We start from the raw sequence: 18,400 nt of genomic DNA on the forward strand, positions 1-18,400 counted from the left end.
ATATGTGCTTAAAAATAAATAGCCTGAAACGTCAGGCCGGGTTTACCTTGCTCGAATTAATGGTGGTAATCGTTATTCTTGGCGTCCTCGCCAGTATGGTGGTGCCAAATTTAATGGGAAATAAAGAAAAAGCCGATGCCCAGAAAGCGACCAGCGATATCGTGGCGCTGGAAGGTTCGCTGGATATGTACAAGCTGGATAACCACCGTTATCCCACGACAGAGCAGGGGCTGCAGGCGCTGGTGACCAAACCGGAAATCGCCCCGATCCCGAAAAACTATCGTGACGATGGCTATATTCGTCGTCTGCCGGAAGACCCATGGGGTAATGATTATATCCTGGTAAGCCCTGGTGAACATGGCGCGGTGGATGTGTTCTCTGCCGGTCCGGATGCCGAAGCGAATACCGCGGATGATATTACCAACTGGTCTTTAGATAAAAAAGAGAAGTAATGAATAAGCAACGTGGGTTTACCTTACTGGAAATTATTCTGGCGCTGGTGATATTTGCCAGTTGCGCCATGATGGTGGTGTCGACTATTCCGTCGCGCAGCGGCGCGGATATTTTCGGTCAGCAGTTAAAAGCCCTCGTTGAATATGGTTCGGACCGTGCGGTGATGGACGGCAATATTGTCGGGCTGGTGATCACCCCTTCGGAATATCAGCTGGTCACCTGGGCCGAAAAAGAGGGCGAGCGTCACTGGGAACCTTTAACCGCCGGGCGCATTGTCACCCACGGTCAGTTCCCGGAAGAGATGCACGTCTCACTGTCACCGCAGCGCCTTGCGGCCACGACTGACGCGACGCCGCAGATTGTCTTTTTGCCGGACGGGGAGATCGGCCGCTTCACGCTTTCCCTGCAAAGTTTTGACAAAAAGCAACGTTTTCGCGTGGTGTCGCAGGGGGCATCACCGGTTTTGGTAGAGAACGATGACTAAACGCAAAGAACAGGGGATGACCCTGCTGGAAGTGATGGTCGCTCTGGTCATCTTCTCCACCGCCGCACTGGCGCTGATGAACTCCGTCTCGCTGAACGTGCGCTTCACCCACGGTCTGGGCGACTCGCTGCAGGCGAGCTGGGTAGCGGAAAACCAGCTGGCGGAAGCGAAACTGAGCAACACGCCGCTCCCGGATGCCCTGCAGACGGGCACGGAGATGATGGGCGGGCGCAACTGGACCTGGCGCAAGCAGCGGGTCAACGTCACCGAAAAACGCTTTGCCGATGAGGTGCAGGTGTTCGCCGAGGGCGACGAAGACAAGCCGGTGATTACCCTGCAGGTGCCGGATCCCGGAGAAGTGAAATGAGCAAGCAGATTCAGCGTCAGCAGGGCTTTACGCTGCTGGAAATCATGATTGCGCTGACCATTTTCGCGGTTATCAGCTTGCTTGCCTGGCAAATTCTTGACGGGGCGATGCGCACCTCGAACGCCACCGACGCGGCGGCCACCCGCTTAAATCAGCTTCAGCGCGCTTACAACCTGCTGGAGCGGGATTTCTTCCAGCTTCAGGCCCGCGCCCCGCGCAACGAGCCTGAGGTTTTTGTCCAGCATGACGATGCGCTGGAGCTGACCACGCTGAACGGCGTGAGCGGTCAGGTTCAGCTGGAGCGCGTGCGCTGGCGGCTCGAAGATAAAAAGCTGTGGCGGGATATCTGGCCGGTCATTGACGGCCCGGCGGATGCGAAGCCGGAAGAGGTGGCAATCCTCAGCGAGGTGAAAGAGATCTCCTGGCGCTTCTGGAAAGCGAGCTGGCTCGACAAGTGGACCGACACGGCGCATCAGCCGGACGGCGTGGAGCTGCTGCTGACCATGGAAAATGGCGATACCTGGCGCTGGGTCTTTACCACCCCGGGCGATCTGCCGGACGCGCCTGCGGTGCCAAAAGAAGCTACGCCAGCAGCCCCCGGGGATACGCAACCGCAGCCGGCACCTGCCCCGTCCGGAGAGAAGAAATGAGCGGAAAATCGGTTCGAAAACAGCGCGGTGTCGCGCTGCTGGTGGTGCTAATTTTGCTGGTCATGATGTCAGCGCTGGCGGCCAAAATCAGCCAGCAGTTCTGCCGCAATCTGCAGAAGACCCGCTATCAGGTGAGCCAGCAGCAGCTGCGCTGGTCCATTCAGAGCCAGCAAAAAAAGATTGAAGACCGGCTGCAGACGTACGCCAGCGGTGAGAGCAAAGGGCTGTCGCCAAAAGGGGAATGGACGGATCCGGTGGAAACCGAAGGCGAACATTACACCGTGGTAAGCCAGATTGAGGACGCCCAGACCTGTTTTAACGTGAACAATTTACTGGCCGCCGACCCGACACCGGCGACCCAGACGGCGGGTGCGCTGCCGGAAAAACCGGTCAAAGAGCGCATCGTTGAACAACTGCTCACCGACAGCGGGATCTCCACGGGGGATGCCGAAGAGATCTACCAGCAACTGATGGACTATCTCGATGGCGATACCACGACGGTTAAAGAGGGGCTGGAGACGGATGCCTGGGCCGGCGTGGAGCCAGCGCGGCAGCCCGCGAATCAGATGATGCGCACCCCGGGGGAGTTAAAGCTGCTGCCCGCCTTTCCGGCGGCGGCCTACGGCAAGGTCAGTAAGGTGCTGTGCGCCTTACCCGACACGGCCAGCAAGGTGGATGTGAATACATTGACCGAAGAACAGGCGCCGCTACTGGCCGCGCTGTTCATCGGCTCGCTGAGCGAGGATGAAGCCATCCGGCTTATCGCCTCCCGCCCGGAAGAGGGCTGGGAGTCGATGGAGGCATTCCTGAAAGCGCTTGAGACAAATTATCCGCAGACCAAAGACGCCCTCAAGCAGGTTCAGGCGTTGCTTGCGGTGAACAGTAACTATTTCCGGGTCAACAGCACCGGCAATACCGATGATTTAACGCTGCGCGTCGTCAGCCAGCTTCATGTTGATAATGAAGCCGGGAAGGTGATTACCTGGCAACGTCGCTACCGAATGGTTGAATAACACAAGACGATCTCTATGAAACAGGTGCTTTTTATTCGTCCCGATACGCATGAAGACGGGAACATAATGTGGTGCGAGTCCGGTAGCGACCAGGTGGGAGAACGCCAGGGGGCGGCGTCACTGGCGGAACTCGCCGGTCACGCGCTTGCCGCGCGGGTATGTCTGTTACTCCCGGCCTGCGAAATGATCTTCCGCCATTTCACCTTGCCGAAAAAAGGGAGCGTTGAATTCTCCTGGCTGGCCGAAGAGACGCTGATTGGTGACGTGGACACGCTCCACTGGACGGTGCTCAACAAGAAAGGGCGGGATGTTGACGCAGTGGCCATTGATGCGGCGCGTCTGCGCTACTGGCTGGACCGCTGTGCCGGGGCCGGACTGACGGTGGTGCAGGTGCTGCCCGATGCCATCCTTCTGCCGGTGGCTGAAGGCGGGACCACGCTGGTGTCCACCGACGACGGCTACTGGATGCGCTACTCGCCGTTTGGCGCCTGTGAAACCGACGCCGCGCTGCTGCCGCTGCTGCTGAGCCAGCAGCGCGCCGGGGAAATCGTCTGCTACGGCGAGGCGCCCGCGGGCGTGCAGGTGGATGAGCAACTGGCCTGGCAGCACCCGCTGGTGCTGATCCAGCCGCAGTGGAAAACCTGCAAAGCCAATCTGCTGCACGGCGAATTTTCTGCCAAAGGCACAGACGGCGGTTTTCGTTACGCCAGACCGGCTATCGCCGCCGTGGCGCTGCTGAGCCTGGGACTGCTGATCGGCCCTCGCATCGGCATGGCCTGGATGCTGACTCACCAGGAAAATCTGGCCCAGCAGCAGATGGTTGAGCTGGCTCAGCACTACTTTCCCACGCTGCGCCAGACCACCAACCTGAAGTACCACTTCGGGCAGAACATTAAGAAAGAGAAAAAAGGCGTCTTTCTGCAACTGGAGGCGCTGGAGCAGATCAAAGCCGCGCTCCCGTCGGTTGAACTGAGTGAAGTCGGGTATGACGACACGCAGAATCAGCTCACGCTCAACATCAGCGCCACGGATCCCGCTGCGTTGCAGGCGTTCGTCAATAAGGCCAGTGACACCTTCGACTTTACGCTGCAGCCGGTTTCCAGTGAAGCGCCGTATACCGCCATTATCACAGGGAAATATAAATGAAAGAGAAAGTTGGACAATTAAAGGCGCGCTATCAGAGCTACAGTCCGCGCGAGCGAAATCTGTTTAAACTGTGCGGCGCGGCGCTCTGCTGCGCCATTATCTGGTACGGCGTGATGACCCCGCTGGACAGTATGATTAAAAATAGTGAAAGCACGCTGGTCAAACAGAAACAAACCCTCAACTGGATGCGTGCCGAAATAAATAAAAACCATCTTCAGGCCAAAATATTAAAAACCAGTAATCCACGTAGCGTGGTGGAAGAGAGCGCGAAAGAGATCCACGTTGCGCTGAGTAATATTCAGCAGGACGGTCAGACCCTGTCATTTAATATTGATCGGGTTAACGTCTATGAACTGAAAAACTGGCTCCGGGAGGTGAATTTAACCACCGGGGTGCGTCTGGAGAAAATGGATCTCACCCCGGTCGATCATCTCAGCGACGTAAAAGCGCAGATAAAACTCACCTGGGCGAAAGTGGCATGAACCCGCTGATGTTGCTTCAGAGCAGCCAGATGCCCGCCCTTTGCCTGTTGAGCGGTACGCTTGGCGGCATTATCGGCAGCTTTCTGGGCGTAGTTGTCGAGCGCATTCCCCCGCTTATAAACGAAGAGGAGGGCGCCGGGAACCTGCTGTTTCCGGCCTCCCACTGCCCCGCGTGTTCCCACAGGCTCTCCTGGTGGGAAAATATCCCTGTTGTGAGCTGGTGCTGTCTGCGCGGGCGCTGCCGCTGCTGTAAAACCGCGATCCCGCTGCGTCTGCTGCTGCTTGAGCTTTCCAGCGCCCTGTTTTTTGCCCTGACGGCGGCGTTTGCCCCGTCTGCGGCCGCATTGGCCTCACTGTGGATGCTCTGGTGCGGGCTGCTGCCGCTGGCGGTGATTGACGCGAAACACCTGCTGCTGCCGGATTGTCTGACGCAACCCCTGCTGTGGGCGGGGCTGTTAAGCCATGCACTGTTTCATCAGTTGCCGCTGACGGATGCACTGTATGGCGCGGCGGCAGGCTACCTGTCGCTGTGGCTGATGTACTGGGCGTTTCGCCTGAGCACAGGCCGCGAAGGTTTGGGCTACGGTGATTTTAAGCTGCTGGCCGCGCTGGGCGCGTGGTGCGGCTGGCAGGCATTGCCTTCTTTATTGCTGGCGGCTGCATTGAGCGGCATCGCGTTGTATTTCCTTTTTTATAAATCTGTTAAAGAAAATAGCGTTATTCCGTTTGGACCGATGTTGTCACTGGCGGGTTTGGTTATTTTTATTCTGCAGACCTTGCACATTACATTCTGAACGGCGTGGTCAAGTTTTTTTTGAAATTTTTTCGATAAGGGAATGGCAGGATTTTATTAAATTCCCGGCGTATTGTAAGAGACATAAACTGTAAGGATTGTCGCTCATGTTTTTTTATGGAGGGTGATTTGGCGTAATAGCTATTTGGTTTAATTAAGCAAGGCTCACGGTTTTAGTTAAATAATATATTCACTACCCGCCCATGTTATATGGAATACATGGTTGTTTTAATTTATCACAAATAAGATTATCAGGAATTAATAATGAAATTTATGAAGCCTAAATATCTGGCACTCTTTGTTGCTGCTGTCTCAGGCACCGCATTCGCCGCAGCGCCAGGTACGCCTTCAATCAGCAGTGGTAATGATAAGTTTGCCCTCGTTGAAGTAGACCAGGCCGCACAGGATTACGGTACTCTCGTTAAAGTTCATAACGACGGTGTGGACGTAAAAGTGGAGTGGAACGTCTGGAGCGGCGATGCGCCGACCACAGGTAAAGTGCTGCTCGACGGTCAGACCGTATGGTCTGGCGCGGCCGGTGCCTCCGGCTCCGCAACCTTCAAAGTGAAAAAAGGTGGCCGCTATCAGGAGCAGGTCGAACTTTGTAACACCAGCGGATGTTCCAAAAGTGCCAGTAAGCTGATTATCGTTGCGGATACTGACGGTAGCCACCTGCTGCCGCTGAATGCCCCTCTGCAGGAAAACAACAAAACCCTCACAAAACATACTGACAAAGTCGTTGGGGCTTACTTCCCGGAGTGGGGCGTCTATGGTCGTAACTTCCCGGTTGATAAAATCCCGGCAGCTAACCTGAACCACATTCTCTACGGCTTCATTCCAATCTGTGGCGGCGATGGCATTAACGACGGTCTGAAAACCGTAGAAGGGGGCAATAGTTTCGCGGCGCTTCAGCGCGCGTGTGCAGGCCGTCAGGACTTCACCGTGGCGATCCACGACCCGTGGGCGGCACTGCAGAAACCTCAGTCTGGCGTGTCTAACTGGGACGACCCGTACAAAGGTAACTTCGGCCAGCTGATGGCGCTGAAAAAAGCCCATCCAGACCTGAAAGTGTTGCCATCCATCGGTGGCTGGACCATGTCCGATCCGTTCTACAAAATGAACGATACCGCAATCCGCGCACGCTTTGTGGCGTCCGTTAAAGACTTCCTGAAAACCTGGAAATTCTTCGACGGCGTGGATATTGACTGGGAATTCCCTGGCGGCGGCGGCGTGAACGAAACGCTGGGTAACCCGCAACAGGATAAAGCGACCTACACCGCGCTGATGCACGATCTGCGCACCATGCTGAACGAGCTGTCTGCGGAAACCGGTCGCACCTATGAGCTGACCACGGCAATTGGTTCCGGTAAAGATAAGATCGAAGATGTGGACTACAACACTGTCCAGCAATACCTCGACCATATCTTCCTGATGAGCTACGACTTCTACGGCGCATGGAGCATGACCGATCTCGGCCACCAGGCGGCACTGCATGCACCAGCGTGGCGTCCGGATACCAACTACACCACCTCTAACGGCGTTGACGCGCTGCTGGAGCAGGGCGTACAGCCAGGTAAGATCGTTGTGGGTGCGGGTATGTACGGCCGCGGCTGGACTGGCGTACACGGCTACACCGGCGACAACCCGTTCACCGGTACTGCAACGGGCGCAGTGAAAGGCACCTGGGAACCGGGGGTCGTTGACTATCGTCAGATTGTGAACGAGTACAAAGGCAAGCCAGGCTGGGAATACGGTTATGACGCGGATGCGGAAGCGCCTTACGTCTTTAACAAATCCACCGGCGATTTGATCTCCTATGAAGATGCCCGTTCCACTACTGCGAAAGGGAAGTATGTCCTGGCGAAAAACCTGGGGGGGCTGTTCTCCTGGTCTATCGATTCCGATAACGGCGACATCCTGAACGCGATGAACGAAAGCCTGCTGGGTGGTTCAACGCCGGATCCGGTGGTAACAAACCACGCCCCTGTCGCTGTGGCGGCGGATCAGGCCGTGACTGGTCCTGTGAGCGTTACCCTGGACGGCTCTGCGTCTACCGATCCTGATGGCGATGCGCTGACGTACAAATGGACCCAAATCTCTGGCCCATCCGTCACGCTGACCAACAGCACCAAAGCGAAAGCGACCTTCTCCGTTGGCGCGGTGACCAGCAACCAGACCCTGGCATTCCGTCTGACCGTGACCGATGCAAAAGGGCTGAGCAGCACTGCTGACGTGCAGGTACTGAACAAAGCACCGAAAGCGAACCAGGCACCGGTGGTTAACCAGATGCAGGCCGTCACTCTGGAAGCGGGCCAGTCTTATACCCTGAACGTGCAAGCAGCGGATCCGGATGGTGATGCACTGACCTATACCTGGAGCGTTCCAGCGGATATGCACGCAACCGGTACTGACACCGCCAACGTGAACATCACTGCACCAGACGTGAACGCTGACTCTACCTACACCCTGAGCGTGATGGTAAGCGACGGTAAAACCAGCGTACAGTCCAACGTACAGGTCACCGTAACGCCGAAAGCAACACCTGTGGTACCTGATGAAGACACCAATCCGTCTGACGAAGGGACTAAGCCGTCTGACGAAGGCGACAAACCTTCTGACGAAGGGCAGGCAACCGGCAGCTGTGACAACCCGGTTGACGCCAACGCCAGCAAATATGCGGCATGGGAATCCAGCAAAGTCTACAACAATGGCGATATGGTCAGTTCCGATAATCTGGTATGGAAAGCGAAATACTGGACTCAGGGCAACAAACCTGGCTTTGATGCAGACGCATGGGAAATGGTAAGTCAGGTGAAAATGAACTGGCGTGCCGATAAAGTCTACAACGGTGGTGACAAGACGACCTATCAGGGCTTTGAATACCGTGCGAAATGGTGGACTCAGGGCGACAAACCCGGTAACAGCGATGTATGGGTGAAAGAAGGCGCGTCTGCGGACTGCAAATAATCTTCTGAACTTGAAATTGTGGGTGTGATATCTGCCCACAATCACTGGTCACACCCCGCTTCGGGTGTGGCCAGTCACTTCACCTAATTTAACAGGACGTGTTTGAGGAGAATCGAGTCATACCACAGCAGGTGAATAATGAAGCGTTTACTGTTTCTGTTATTGATATTAAGCCAAAGCGCGTTAGCGAATTGCTGGAATAAAGCAGCGCACTATTATCATGTTGATCCGTATTTGCTGTATGCGATTGCTAATGTTGAATCAGGAATGAATCCCTACGCTGTCGGGAAAAATCACGATGGCACGATTGATGTGGGATTAATGCAAATTAACAGCACGCACTTTACGGCGCTTGAACAACACGGTATCAGCGAACGAAGACTCATGACTGAACCTTGTACCTCCATTATGGTGGGCGCATCGATCCTCTCAGGCATGATTAAAGTTTACGGTTATAACTGGGAAGCCGTCGGCGCTTATAACGCCGGGCTCAAAAAAGAGAATTACCCCAAACGCATGGTGTATGCCCATAAAGTCTGGGAAAAATATCAGCAACTCAAATCCGTTGCCCATGAAAGAAATGACTGGTGAGTTTTTTCTTTTTTGAAGAGTACCAATACGTATTCTTCAGAAAATGAAAAGCAGCTGTCTGGAGTTTATTTATTAATGGATTAATAAATAAACTGGATTTTTATTTAACACTATCGAAATTAACAGGAATAACCGAGATGAATAAAAGGACATTACTGAGCGTGCTTATTGCAGGTGCATGCGTAGCACCTGTTATTGCTCAGGCCACCATGCTGAAGGCGGATAACAGCGAGCCTTACACCATGAAAGCCAGCGATCTGGCGAAAAAGGAGAAAGCGCTCACCGATTTCCCGCTGATGAAATCCGTGAAGGATACTATCCGTACGCTGGACAACGCGTCAGTTGAGCAAATTGAGCCAGGCCGTGCGGCAAACCCGGATAACGTAAAACGCGTTGAAGGGATCCTGAAAGAGAGCGACTGGGAATACCTGTTCCCACTGCGCGCGAAGGATTACAGCTACAGCAACTTCCTGAAAGCGGTGGGCAAATTCCCTGCACTGTGCGACACCTATAAAGACGGCCGCAACAGCGATGCCATCTGCCGTAAAGAGCTGGCAACCATGTTTGCTCACTTTGCGCAGGAAACGGGGGGGCACGAAAGTTGGCGTCCGGAAGCCGAATGGCGTCAGGCGCTGGTGTACGTGCGTGAAATGGGCTGGAGTGAAGGCCAGAAGGGCGGTTATAACGGCGAATGTAATACCAGCGTCTGGCAGGGTCAGACCTGGCCGTGTGGTAAAGACAAAGACGGTGATTTCCTGAGCTACTTCGGTCGCGGTGCGAAACAGCTGTCTTACAACTATAACTACGGTCCTTTCTCTGAAGCGATGTACGGCGATGTCCGCACGCTGCTCGACAAACCAGAGCTTGTGGCAGACACCTGGCTGAACCTGGCGAGTGCGATCTTCTTCTTCGCCTATCCACAACCGCCAAAACCAAGCATGCTGCAGGTTATCGACGGGACCTGGCAGCCGAACGACCACGACAAGGCTAACGGCCTGGTCCCAGGCTTCGGCGTCACCACCCAGATCATCAACGGCGGCGTTGAGTGCGGCGGTCCAACCGAGATTGCCCAGTCTCAGAACCGTATCAAGTATTACAAAGAGTTCGCAAACTACCTGAAAGTGCCTGTTCCTGCTGATGAAGTGCTGGGTTGTGCCAACATGAAGCAGTTCGATGAAGGCGGCGCGGGTGCCCTGAAGATCTACTGGGAGCAGGACTGGGGATGGAGCGCGGATACGCCTGACGGCAAAACCTACGCCTGCCAGCTGGTGGGCTACCAGACGCCATTCAGCGCGTTCAAAGACGGCGACTACACCAAGTGTGTACAGAAGTTCTTTAACGTGAAGATCGTGAATGACGATGGCTCAAATGTGAACCCGGCGGATAACACCCCTGCTGACAACACCCCGGCAGATAATACGCCAGCGGACAACACGCCAGCAGACAATACCCCAGCGGATAATACGCCTGCTGACAACACGCCGGCTCCGGTAAACCACGCACCGGTTGCGCAGATTGCCGGTCCGATTGGTGCAGTTGAAGCGGGTGCGCAGGTGTCTCTGAGCGCGGAAGGTTCTACTGACGAAGACGGTAACCAGCTGACTTACACCTGGCGTTCCCAGGACGGCCAGACGGTGACCGGTCAGGATAAAGCGGTGATCACCTTTACGGCACCAGAAGCCGCCACGGCGAAACAGTACGAAGTCAGCCTGACTGTCAGCGATGGTGAACTGAGCAGCACCACCACTTACCTGTTGAACGTCAAAGCCAAAGCGGCGACCCCGTCTCAGGATGAAGGTACCTACCCGGCGTGGAGCGCGAATAGCAAGTACAGCGCAGGCGATATCGTGAACAACCACGGTAAACTGTTCCAGTGCAAACCATTCCCGTACAGCGGCTGGTGTAACAACGCCCCGGCATACTATGAACCAGGCGCAGGCCTGGCATGGTCTGAAGCCTGGACGGCTCTGTAAAAACAAAACGGCAACCGAAAGGTTGCCGTTTTTGTTTTTACTCCCTCTCCCTGTGGGGTGAGGGATCCCCAGTAATTTTTTTACCGTAAGCGACGAAGGTTGTTTCAGGAAAATGAATGAATGACAGCGATGCCCTGGTCCGGCTGTAAATCGCCGAGGCGTTTCCGTAAGGCCGGGGCGAGGCGCAGGGATGCGCCGAGAGGGCGTGGCCTGCAGGGATGCAGGCTCATGCCCGACCCGATAGCCTGAAGGAAAAAGCTGAGGGTACCGCGAAGCGGCGATTTACCGCCGGGAGCCCGGGTCGCCAGGGCGGTGGCGATTGAGCCGCCCTGGCACGTTCACAGGTCATGTCGTTACAGAGTAGCAATGAATATAAAGTGAACGGAATATCCACCAGAGCCGTATGTTCCCCCTCACCCCAGCCCTCTCCCTCAAGGGAGAGGGGGGCGTCTGTGCAGACATTATGTTGTGGGGATCCCTCACCCCTGTGGGTGAGGGCATCAGGCCGCACCAGATTAACTACCGATGCAACTTTCCGTGATCCCGCAGCCACGCCGCGGTACGCACAATCCCTTCATCCAGCGTCACAATCGGTTTATACCCCAGCTCATTCTCTGCGCGGGAAATATCCAGCGTGAAATCAAAATTAAGCTTTGAAACGCCATAGTGGGTCAGCGCAGGCTCTTTGGCCGATTTACTGCCAAAACGTTCCATGCTGCGGGCGATCATATCCAGCATCGGGTAAGGCACGGAACGGATACGGCAGTTGATCTGCAGCTCATCAATCAGGCGCTGCACAATGCTGCGAAGCGTGCAGGGCTCGCCGTTGGTGATGTTATAGGCGCGACCGGAAATCAGCGTATCGCAGTCCGGCTGGCTGGCCAGCCACATGGCGTGGACCGCATTTTCGTAATAGGTCATATCCACCAGCGCGTCGCCGCCGCGCGGCAGCAGTACGCTGCCGTAGTGGTGCATCATCTGCGCCAGACGGGGAATAAACACTTTGTCGTGCGGTCCGAACAGGCTCTGCGGACGCAGAACCGTAAAACGGGTATGCGGGTTCGACTGTGCCAGCAGATCAATCACCTCTTCGCTGGCTGCCTTGCTGCGGGCAAACTCACAGGCAAAACGGGCTGGCCGGAAATCTTCCTGCACATCGCGGTGGTGGTGATAGTCGAAATAGAGCGACGGAGAGGAGATATGAATAAAGTTACGCACGCCCCAGGCGACGGCCCATTCGCCCAGACGGCGGGTGGCCCGCACGTTGGCGAGATCAAAGGCTTCCTGGGTACCCCACGGAGAGGTAAAGCTGGAGCAGTGCCACAGGGTATCGATACCGGCGAGCATCACTTTGGCCTGAGAGGAGACCAGCTCCGTCAGATCGGCATGGACGAACTCTGCGCCCATTTTTTGCAGCAGTTTTCCCATCGCTTCGTTGCGACCGGTAGCCCTGACGCTGATGCCCTTGTTGCGCAGAAATTCGACCGCATTTCGGCCTAAGCCGCTGGTCGCCCCGGTAACCAGTACCTTCATATCAATCCACTGTGTTGAAAAGAATTTCGTGCGCATTCTTTCGTGAATTACGGCGCTATGCAATGGGAAAGGTGAAAGAAAGAGAGTTTTATTTAGATCTTTTCCGTCTTTTGTTCTGCCCGTTGCGCAATCCGCTTTGCCATCCCGCGAAAGATAAACAGGTGCGCCGGGATCATGAACAACCAGTAGAACAGACCGGGCATGCCGTGCGGATGCCACCAGGCGCGGACGTCCAGTTCACGATGATCGCCTTTGTCTTTCAGGGTAAAGCAAAGCCGGCCGAGTCCCGGCGCTTTCATACCGAACAGCAGTGCCAGCTGTTTTTCCGGTTCGACGATGATCACCTTCCAGCTGTCCACCGCGTCGCCCACCTCAAGATACGGGCGCGCCGGGCGGCCTTTTGCCAGCCGGTGGCCCACCAGCAGGTCCATCGCTCCGCGGGTTTGCCAGAGCAGGTTGCCGAAGAAATAGCGCTCTTTACCACCAATCTGGTTTACCACCTCCCACAACGCGGCCAGGCTTGCCGGGGTTTCTACCGTGCAGCCCGCCTGTTTCGGGTAATAACCGTACTCCGGCCGCCAGCGGGCAAACGCCTGGGCGTCGTAGCCCCAGTCGCTGGAGTTCACCAGCTGCGCCTCTTCTTGCAGGGTGTTGCGCACGGCCTCGTCAAAGCGGATCAACGTCTGGGGAATTAAGGCGCGAAGCGCGCTATCGTCTGCCAACAGATCGTGTTTCAGCCCCTGGATCAGGGCTTTGGCGGTCGTCGGCGGGACGGAGGTGATCACATTCAAAAACCACACCGAGATCCAGCGGGTCGGGAAGGGGATCGGGATCAGCCAGCGTCGACGGCCGCTGACGCGCATAAAGTGTTCAAACTGTTCCTGATAGCTCAGCACTTCCGGGCCAGCGGCTTCGAACACGCGGTGCTGTTCCGCCGGATGATCCAGTAATGCCACCAGATAATGCAGCAGATTCTCCAGCGCGATGGGCGTGGTACGCGAGCGGACCCAGCGCGGCGGCGTGAGCACCGGCAGGTTGTAGACCATATCGCGCATCACTTCGAAGGCGGCGGAACCGGCACCGACGATAATGCCGGCGCGCAGTTCCGTGACGGGAATGTTCGCACTTCGCAACGTGTCAGCGGTAAGCTGGCGTGCACGCAGATGATCGGACTGCTCGTTTTCAGGAGCCTGAAGCGAACTTAAAAAAATCACCTGCTTCACCGGCGTTTGCCGCAGCGCATCGCGCACGTTGAGGGCCACCTGACGTTCGTGGGCGATAAAATCGCCCCCTTCGCCCATGCTGTGCACCAGGTAATAAAGCGTATCGACCCCCTCCAGCAGTGCTGGCAGCGCGACAGGCCAGTTGAGGTCGACGTTGTGGCAGGTCACGCCGGGCAGGTTCTGCTTTTGCAGGCGTTCCGTGTTGCGTGCCGCCGCCAGCACCTGATGCCCCTGCTGGCTTAACGCCGCGGTGAGATGCTGACCGATATACCCGCTGGCGCCAAGCACCAGAATACGCTGCGGCACGTTCTGCTCCTTAACGCTGTAAAAACGCCTGCCAGTGTTTCACCACGTCCGCCAGCTGTGCGCGACTCACGTCGAGATGCATCACCAGACGCACAACGGGTGACGCATTGATCAGCACGCCACGCGCTTTCAGAAACTCACCCAGCGCCGCGGCATGGTCATCGCCCACGCGAACGAACAGCATGTTGGTGTCGTGGCGCATCACGTCGGCGCCAATTTCACGCAGCTGCGTCGCCATCCACGCGGCGTTGTCGTGATCGTCCTTCAGGCGCGCCACGTTGTTTTTCAGGGCATACAGACCCGCCGCCGCCAGAATACCGGCCTGGCGCATGCCGCCGCCGGTCATCTTGCGCCAGCGGTTCGCGCGCTTAATGTAGTCCGCGTTGCCCACCAGCAGGGAGCCGACAGGCGTACCCAGCCCTTTAGAGAGGCAGATGGTGAACGAATCGCAGTATTGCGTAATCTCTTTCAGCTCGCAGCCGTAGGCCACCACGGCGTTAAAAATACGCGCGCCGTCCACGTGCAGCCCGAGTTTGCGTTCGCGGGTGAATTCCCACGCCGCTTTCAGGTACTCGCGCGGCAGGACTTTGCCGTTATGGGTGTTTTCGAGGCTGAGCAGCCGGGTGCGGGCGAAATGGATATCGTCGGCTTTGATTTTCGCGGCGACTTTGTCGAGCGGCAGGGTGCCGTCCGGTGCGGCGTCAATCGGCTGCGGCTGAATGCTGCCGAGCACTGCGGCACCGCCTGCTTCGTAGAGATAGTTATGCGCCCCCTGGCCGACAATGTACTCTTCGCCGCGCTCGCAGTGGCTGAGCAGCGCCACCAGGTTAGCCTGGGTTCCGGTGGGCAGGAACAGGGCGGCCTCTTTGCCGCTGAGCTCCGCGGCATAGCGCTGCAGCTCGTTTACGGTTGGATCGTCACCGTAAACGTCGTCCCCGACCGGGGCGGCCATCATCTCTTCGAGCATGGCGCGACTCGGGCGGGTAACGGTATCACTGCGTAAATCAATCATGGCATGTCCTTATATTTAAAAGGCGATGCCAGATGTTTTACCTGAGCCAGTTGGTTTTTGCCAGTTCGATCACCTCATCGCCGCGGCCGCTGATGATCGCACGCAGCATGTAGAGGCTAAAGCCTTTGGCCTGCTCCAGCTTGATCTGCGGCGGGATGGCCAGCTCCTCTTTGGCGACCACGACATCCACCAGCACCGGGCCGTCGATGGAAAAGGCGCGCTGCAGGGCTTCATCCACCTCTGACGCTTTCTCCACGCGGATGCCGGTAATGCCACAGGCCTCGGCGATGCGCGCGAAGTTGGTGTCGTGCAGCTCGGTGCCGTCTGTCAGATAGCCGCCGGCTTTCATCTCCATCGCCACAAAGCCCAGCACGCTGTTATTAAAGACCACGATTTTCAGGGGCAACTTCATTTGTACCACCGACAGGAAATCCCCCATCAGCATGCTGAACCCGCCATCGCCGCACATCGCCACCACCTGACGCTCCGGCGCTGTCGCTTTTGCTCCCAGCGCCTGCGGCATGGCGTTCGCCATCGAGCCGTGGTTGAACGAGCCGAGCAGACGGCGTTTGCCGTTCATTTTCAGATAGCGCGCCGCCCAGACGGTGGGCGTGCCCACGTCACAGGTGAAGATGGCATCGTCGTCTGCGAAATGGCTGATCTGCTGGGCCAGATACTGCGGGTGGATCGCTTTGTCGCTCGGTTTAGCGAGGTCGTCCAGCCCCTTGCGGGCATCGCGATAATCGCTGAGGGCCTTGTCGAGGAACCTGCGATCTGTTTTCTCTTCCAGCAGCGGCAGCAGGGCGGCAAGGGTGGATTTGATGTCTCCCACCAGCGCCATATCGACCTTACTGTGTGCGCCGATGCTGGCCGGGTTGATATCAATCTGAATGATTTTGGCATCCGTCGGGTAGAACGCGCGATACGGGAACTGGGTGCCGAGCAAAATCAGGGTGTCGGCGTTCATCATGGTGTGGAAGCCGCTGGAAAAACCGATCAGCCCGGTCATTCCCACGTCATAGGGGTTATCGTACTCGACATGCTCTTTGCCGCGCAGGGCATGAACAATTGGGGCTTTCAGCTTGCCCGCAAATTCAAGCAGCTCCTTGTGCGCGCCGGCACATCCGCTGCCGCACATCAGGGCGATATTGCTGGAGTAGCGCAGCAGCTGCGCCAGCTTTTTCAGCTCCTCTTCCGCTGGGGTGATGATCGGCTGCGGCGCGTGGTACCAGTGGGTACTGGCCCCTTCAGGCGCCGCCCTGAGGGCCACGTCGCCCGGGATGACGACCACAGAAACGCCCCGGTTCAGCACCGCCTTGCGCATGGCAATCGCCAGCACCTGCGGGATCTGCTCCGGGGATGAAACCAGCTCGCAATAGTGGCTGCATTCACGGAACAGCTCCTGCGGATGCGTCTCCTGAAAATAGCCGCTGCCGATTTCGGAAGAGGGGATGTGGGCGGCTATCGCCAGCACCGGCACGTGATTGCGGTGGCAGTCGAACAGCCCGTTGATCAGATGCAGGTTACCCGGCCCGCACGACCCGGCGCAGACGGCCAGTTCACCCGTGAGCTGTGCTTCGGCACCGGCAGCAAAGGCGGCGACCTCTTCATGACGGGTCGACATCCATTCAATGGTCTTCATCCTGTTAAGGCTATCGCTGAGTCCGTTAAGGGAATCCCCGGTTACGCCCCAGATACGTTTTACGCCTGCCTGTTCCAGGGTCTTCGCTATATATGCAGCCACGGTTTGTTTCATGGTGGTCCGTCTCCTTTTTGTGATATCGCCTACAAGCTTAGAAGAAAGTCACTGTATTGCCTGCCTAATACCCCTCATTTAAAGGTGGTTTTCATGGGTAATTGTTCGGCATAATCTGTTCGGGTACAGGGTGAAAAATAAAGGATTTCAAATGGTTAAATCATTGTTAATGGCTGTAAATGAAAAGCTCGCGTGTGACGATCTCGGCAAACTCTTGTTACGACTTGCCGTCGGCGGACTGATGCTGTTTCACGGTTTACACAAGTTGTTTGGCGGCGTCGGGTTTATCAGCGGCATGCTGGTGGAAAAAGGGTTGCCGGGGTTTATCGCTTACGGTGTGCTGATTGGCGAAGTGGTGGCACCGATCCTGATTATTGTCGGGCTCTTCACGCGCCCGGCGGCGCTGGTGCTGGCGTTCACCATGATCGTGGCATGGCTGATGGTGGGCACGGGTAAAACCTTTACGCTGGATGCCGTGGGGGCCTGGGCGATTGAGAGCCTGATGTACTTCTTTATCGGCTCGCTGGCGGTGGCGTTTTTAGGGGCAGGGCGTTACGCGCTGGGGAAAGGTCCTGCGTGGCGATAGGGTTGTTGTAGGTCGGGTAAACGTAGTGCCACCCGGCAAAAAAGCCCGGTGGCGCTTACGCTTACCGGGCCTACGAACGAGCGTTCATTGTTTATGCGAGGATCAGATCGCCCTGCGGATGGCACGAACACGCCAGCACGTAACCTTCCGCGATCTCTGCGTCCGTTAGCGTCATGGTGCTGGTGACGGTATAATCACCGGACACCACTTTCGTTTTACAGCACCCACACACGCCAGCACGACAGGCTGCAGCCACCGGTACTTTATTGCTCTCCAGCGCCTCCAGCAGCGTGGTGCCCACGCGGCCAAAGAAGGTCTGCGCCGGTTGCAGTCTGGTGAACTGGATCCCGCTGGTTGCCGCCTCTGCCACCGGCGTGAAGAACTGCTCTTTGAAGAAGCGGGTGACGCCGAGCGCTTTTACGTCCTCTTCCACACTCGCCATGTACGGTGCCGGGCCGCAGGTCATCACGGTACGGTTTGCGATATCTGGTACGCTTCGCAGCAGTTCGCGGTTCAGACGCCCCGCGACAAAACCGTGCGTCGCGTTGCGTTCTGCCACCAGCGTGACCGGATAATTGCGCCACTCGTCGGCAAAGATCACATCGTCCGGTGAACGCACGCTGAAGATCACCTGCACGTCAGCCTGCGGGCGGTTTTTGGCCAGCCAGCGGCGCATTGACATAATCGGCGTCACGCCACAACCGGCCGCCAGCAGCAGGAATTTATCCTCTGCTTTGTCGTCACAGGTGAAATCGCCCTGGGCGTCAGACAGCCAGAGGTAATCCCCACGCTTCACGTCCCGGGTCAGCCACCGGGAGCCAGCCCCGTCATCAATACGGCGGATGGTCAGCGTAATGTACTCGCTCACGCCCGGCGTGGAGGAAAGCGTGTAGGCGCGCAGTGTATCCGCACTGTTGCGGACACTGACCAGTGCATACTGACCCGCGCGGTACGGATAGTAGTCATGGCACAGTAGTGACAGCGTCCACACATCCGGCGTCTCCTGATGGATGTGATGGACCTGCATCCGCCACGGACATTGTGAGGTTGGCATGGTCATGAATA

At 56.8% G+C, this 18,400-nt stretch carries 17 protein-coding genes; 12 read left to right on the top strand and 5 right to left on the bottom strand.

The window, feature by feature from the left end:
- Positions 1-2 precede the first annotated feature (2 nt).
- The 11 genes from gspG to SP99_RS07150 all read left to right on the top strand — a co-directional run bounded on the left by gspG (position 3) and on the right by SP99_RS07150 (position 10,919).
- Positions 3-452: a type II secretion system major pseudopilin GspG gene (gene gspG / locus SP99_RS07100; protein ID WP_047958130.1), complete on the top strand. Its 450-nt coding sequence runs from the start codon at positions 3-5 to the stop codon at positions 450-452.
- Positions 452-937, top strand: coding sequence for a type II secretion system minor pseudopilin GspH (gspH, locus tag SP99_RS07105; RefSeq protein ID WP_025756056.1), 486 nt, complete (start codon positions 452-454; stop codon positions 935-937). Before gspG ends, gspH begins: the two co-directional genes overlap by 1 nt.
- Positions 930-1,304, top strand: a complete 375-nt coding sequence (gene gspI / locus SP99_RS07110) for a type II secretion system minor pseudopilin GspI (protein ID WP_045284528.1) — start codon at positions 930-932, stop codon at positions 1,302-1,304. Before gspH ends, gspI begins: the two co-directional genes overlap by 8 nt.
- Positions 1,301-1,954 carry a type II secretion system minor pseudopilin GspJ gene (gspJ, locus tag SP99_RS07115; RefSeq protein ID WP_047958131.1) on the top strand — a complete coding sequence of 218 codons (654 nt, stop codon included), beginning with the start codon at positions 1,301-1,303 and terminating at the stop codon, positions 1,952-1,954. Before gspI ends, gspJ begins: the two co-directional genes overlap by 4 nt.
- Complete coding sequence (gene gspK, locus SP99_RS07120; RefSeq protein ID WP_047958132.1) at positions 1,951-2,967, top strand: type II secretion system minor pseudopilin GspK; 1,017 nt, start codon at positions 1,951-1,953, stop codon at positions 2,965-2,967. The genes gspJ and gspK overlap by 4 nt, the downstream gene beginning before the upstream one ends.
- A gap of 15 nt (positions 2,968-2,982) precedes the next feature.
- Positions 2,983-4,113 (top strand): type II secretion system protein GspL, encoded by a 1,131-nt coding sequence (gspL, locus tag SP99_RS07125; protein WP_047958133.1) that lies wholly within the window; start codon positions 2,983-2,985, stop codon positions 4,111-4,113.
- Positions 4,110-4,595 carry a type II secretion system protein M gene (locus SP99_RS07130; protein ID WP_047958134.1) on the top strand — a complete coding sequence of 162 codons (486 nt, stop codon included), beginning with the start codon at positions 4,110-4,112 and terminating at the stop codon, positions 4,593-4,595. Before gspL ends, SP99_RS07130 begins: the two co-directional genes overlap by 4 nt.
- Entirely contained in the window at positions 4,592-5,389 is a 798-nt protein-coding gene (locus tag SP99_RS07135; protein ID WP_047958135.1) for a prepilin peptidase, read from the top strand. Before SP99_RS07130 ends, SP99_RS07135 begins: the two co-directional genes overlap by 4 nt.
- 263 nt (positions 5,390-5,652) lie before the next feature.
- Positions 5,653-8,355, top strand: coding sequence for a glycosyl hydrolase family 18 protein (locus tag SP99_RS07140; protein WP_047958136.1), 2,703 nt, complete (start codon positions 5,653-5,655; stop codon positions 8,353-8,355).
- A 138-nt stretch (positions 8,356-8,493) separates the two neighbouring features.
- A complete protein-coding gene (gene iagB, locus SP99_RS07145; protein ID WP_047958137.1) occupies positions 8,494-8,946 on the top strand; it encodes a type III secretion system invasion protein IagB in 453 nt (150 codons plus the stop codon).
- 137 nt (positions 8,947-9,083) lie between these two features.
- Positions 9,084-10,919 carry a glycoside hydrolase family 19 protein gene (locus SP99_RS07150; protein ID WP_045284521.1) on the top strand — a complete coding sequence of 612 codons (1,836 nt, stop codon included), beginning with the start codon at positions 9,084-9,086 and terminating at the stop codon, positions 10,917-10,919.
- 519 nt (positions 10,920-11,438) lie between these two features.
- Here SP99_RS07150 and SP99_RS07155 read toward each other — a convergent pair.
- From SP99_RS07155 to poxB, 4 genes are all read right to left on the bottom strand, one after another.
- A complete protein-coding gene (locus SP99_RS07155) occupies positions 11,439-12,452 on the bottom strand; it encodes an NAD-dependent epimerase/dehydratase family protein (protein WP_047959784.1) in 1,014 nt (337 codons plus the stop codon).
- Positions 12,453-12,544: 92 nt separating this feature from the next.
- Positions 12,545-13,981, bottom strand: coding sequence for an SDR family oxidoreductase (locus SP99_RS07160; RefSeq protein ID WP_047958138.1), 1,437 nt, complete (start codon positions 13,979-13,981; stop codon positions 12,545-12,547).
- A 10-nt stretch (positions 13,982-13,991) separates the two neighbouring features.
- Entirely contained in the window at positions 13,992-14,993 is a 1,002-nt protein-coding gene (ltaE, locus tag SP99_RS07165; RefSeq protein ID WP_025756044.1) for a low-specificity L-threonine aldolase, read from the bottom strand.
- Positions 14,994-15,030: 37 nt separating this feature from the next.
- Entirely contained in the window at positions 15,031-16,749 is a 1,719-nt protein-coding gene (gene poxB / locus SP99_RS07170; protein WP_047958139.1) for a ubiquinone-dependent pyruvate dehydrogenase, read from the bottom strand.
- Between the two features lie 151 nt (positions 16,750-16,900).
- Here poxB and SP99_RS07175 point away from each other — a divergent pair, with 151 nt between their 5' ends.
- Positions 16,901-17,335 carry a DoxX family protein gene (locus tag SP99_RS07175; RefSeq protein ID WP_047958140.1) on the top strand — a complete coding sequence of 145 codons (435 nt, stop codon included), beginning with the start codon at positions 16,901-16,903 and terminating at the stop codon, positions 17,333-17,335.
- Positions 17,336-17,426: 91 nt separating this feature from the next.
- On the opposite strand, the gene hcr is transcribed toward SP99_RS07175, so the two are convergent.
- On the bottom strand, positions 17,427-18,395 hold the full coding sequence (hcr, locus tag SP99_RS07180) for an NADH oxidoreductase (RefSeq protein WP_047958141.1): 969 nt from the start codon (positions 18,393-18,395) through the stop codon (positions 17,427-17,429).
- Positions 18,396-18,400: the final 5 nt, after the last annotated feature.

Source organism: Enterobacter sp. BIDMC92 (assembly GCF_001030225.1).
In the GTDB taxonomy this organism is placed as follows: domain Bacteria; phylum Pseudomonadota; class Gammaproteobacteria; order Enterobacterales; family Enterobacteriaceae; genus Enterobacter; species Enterobacter sichuanensis.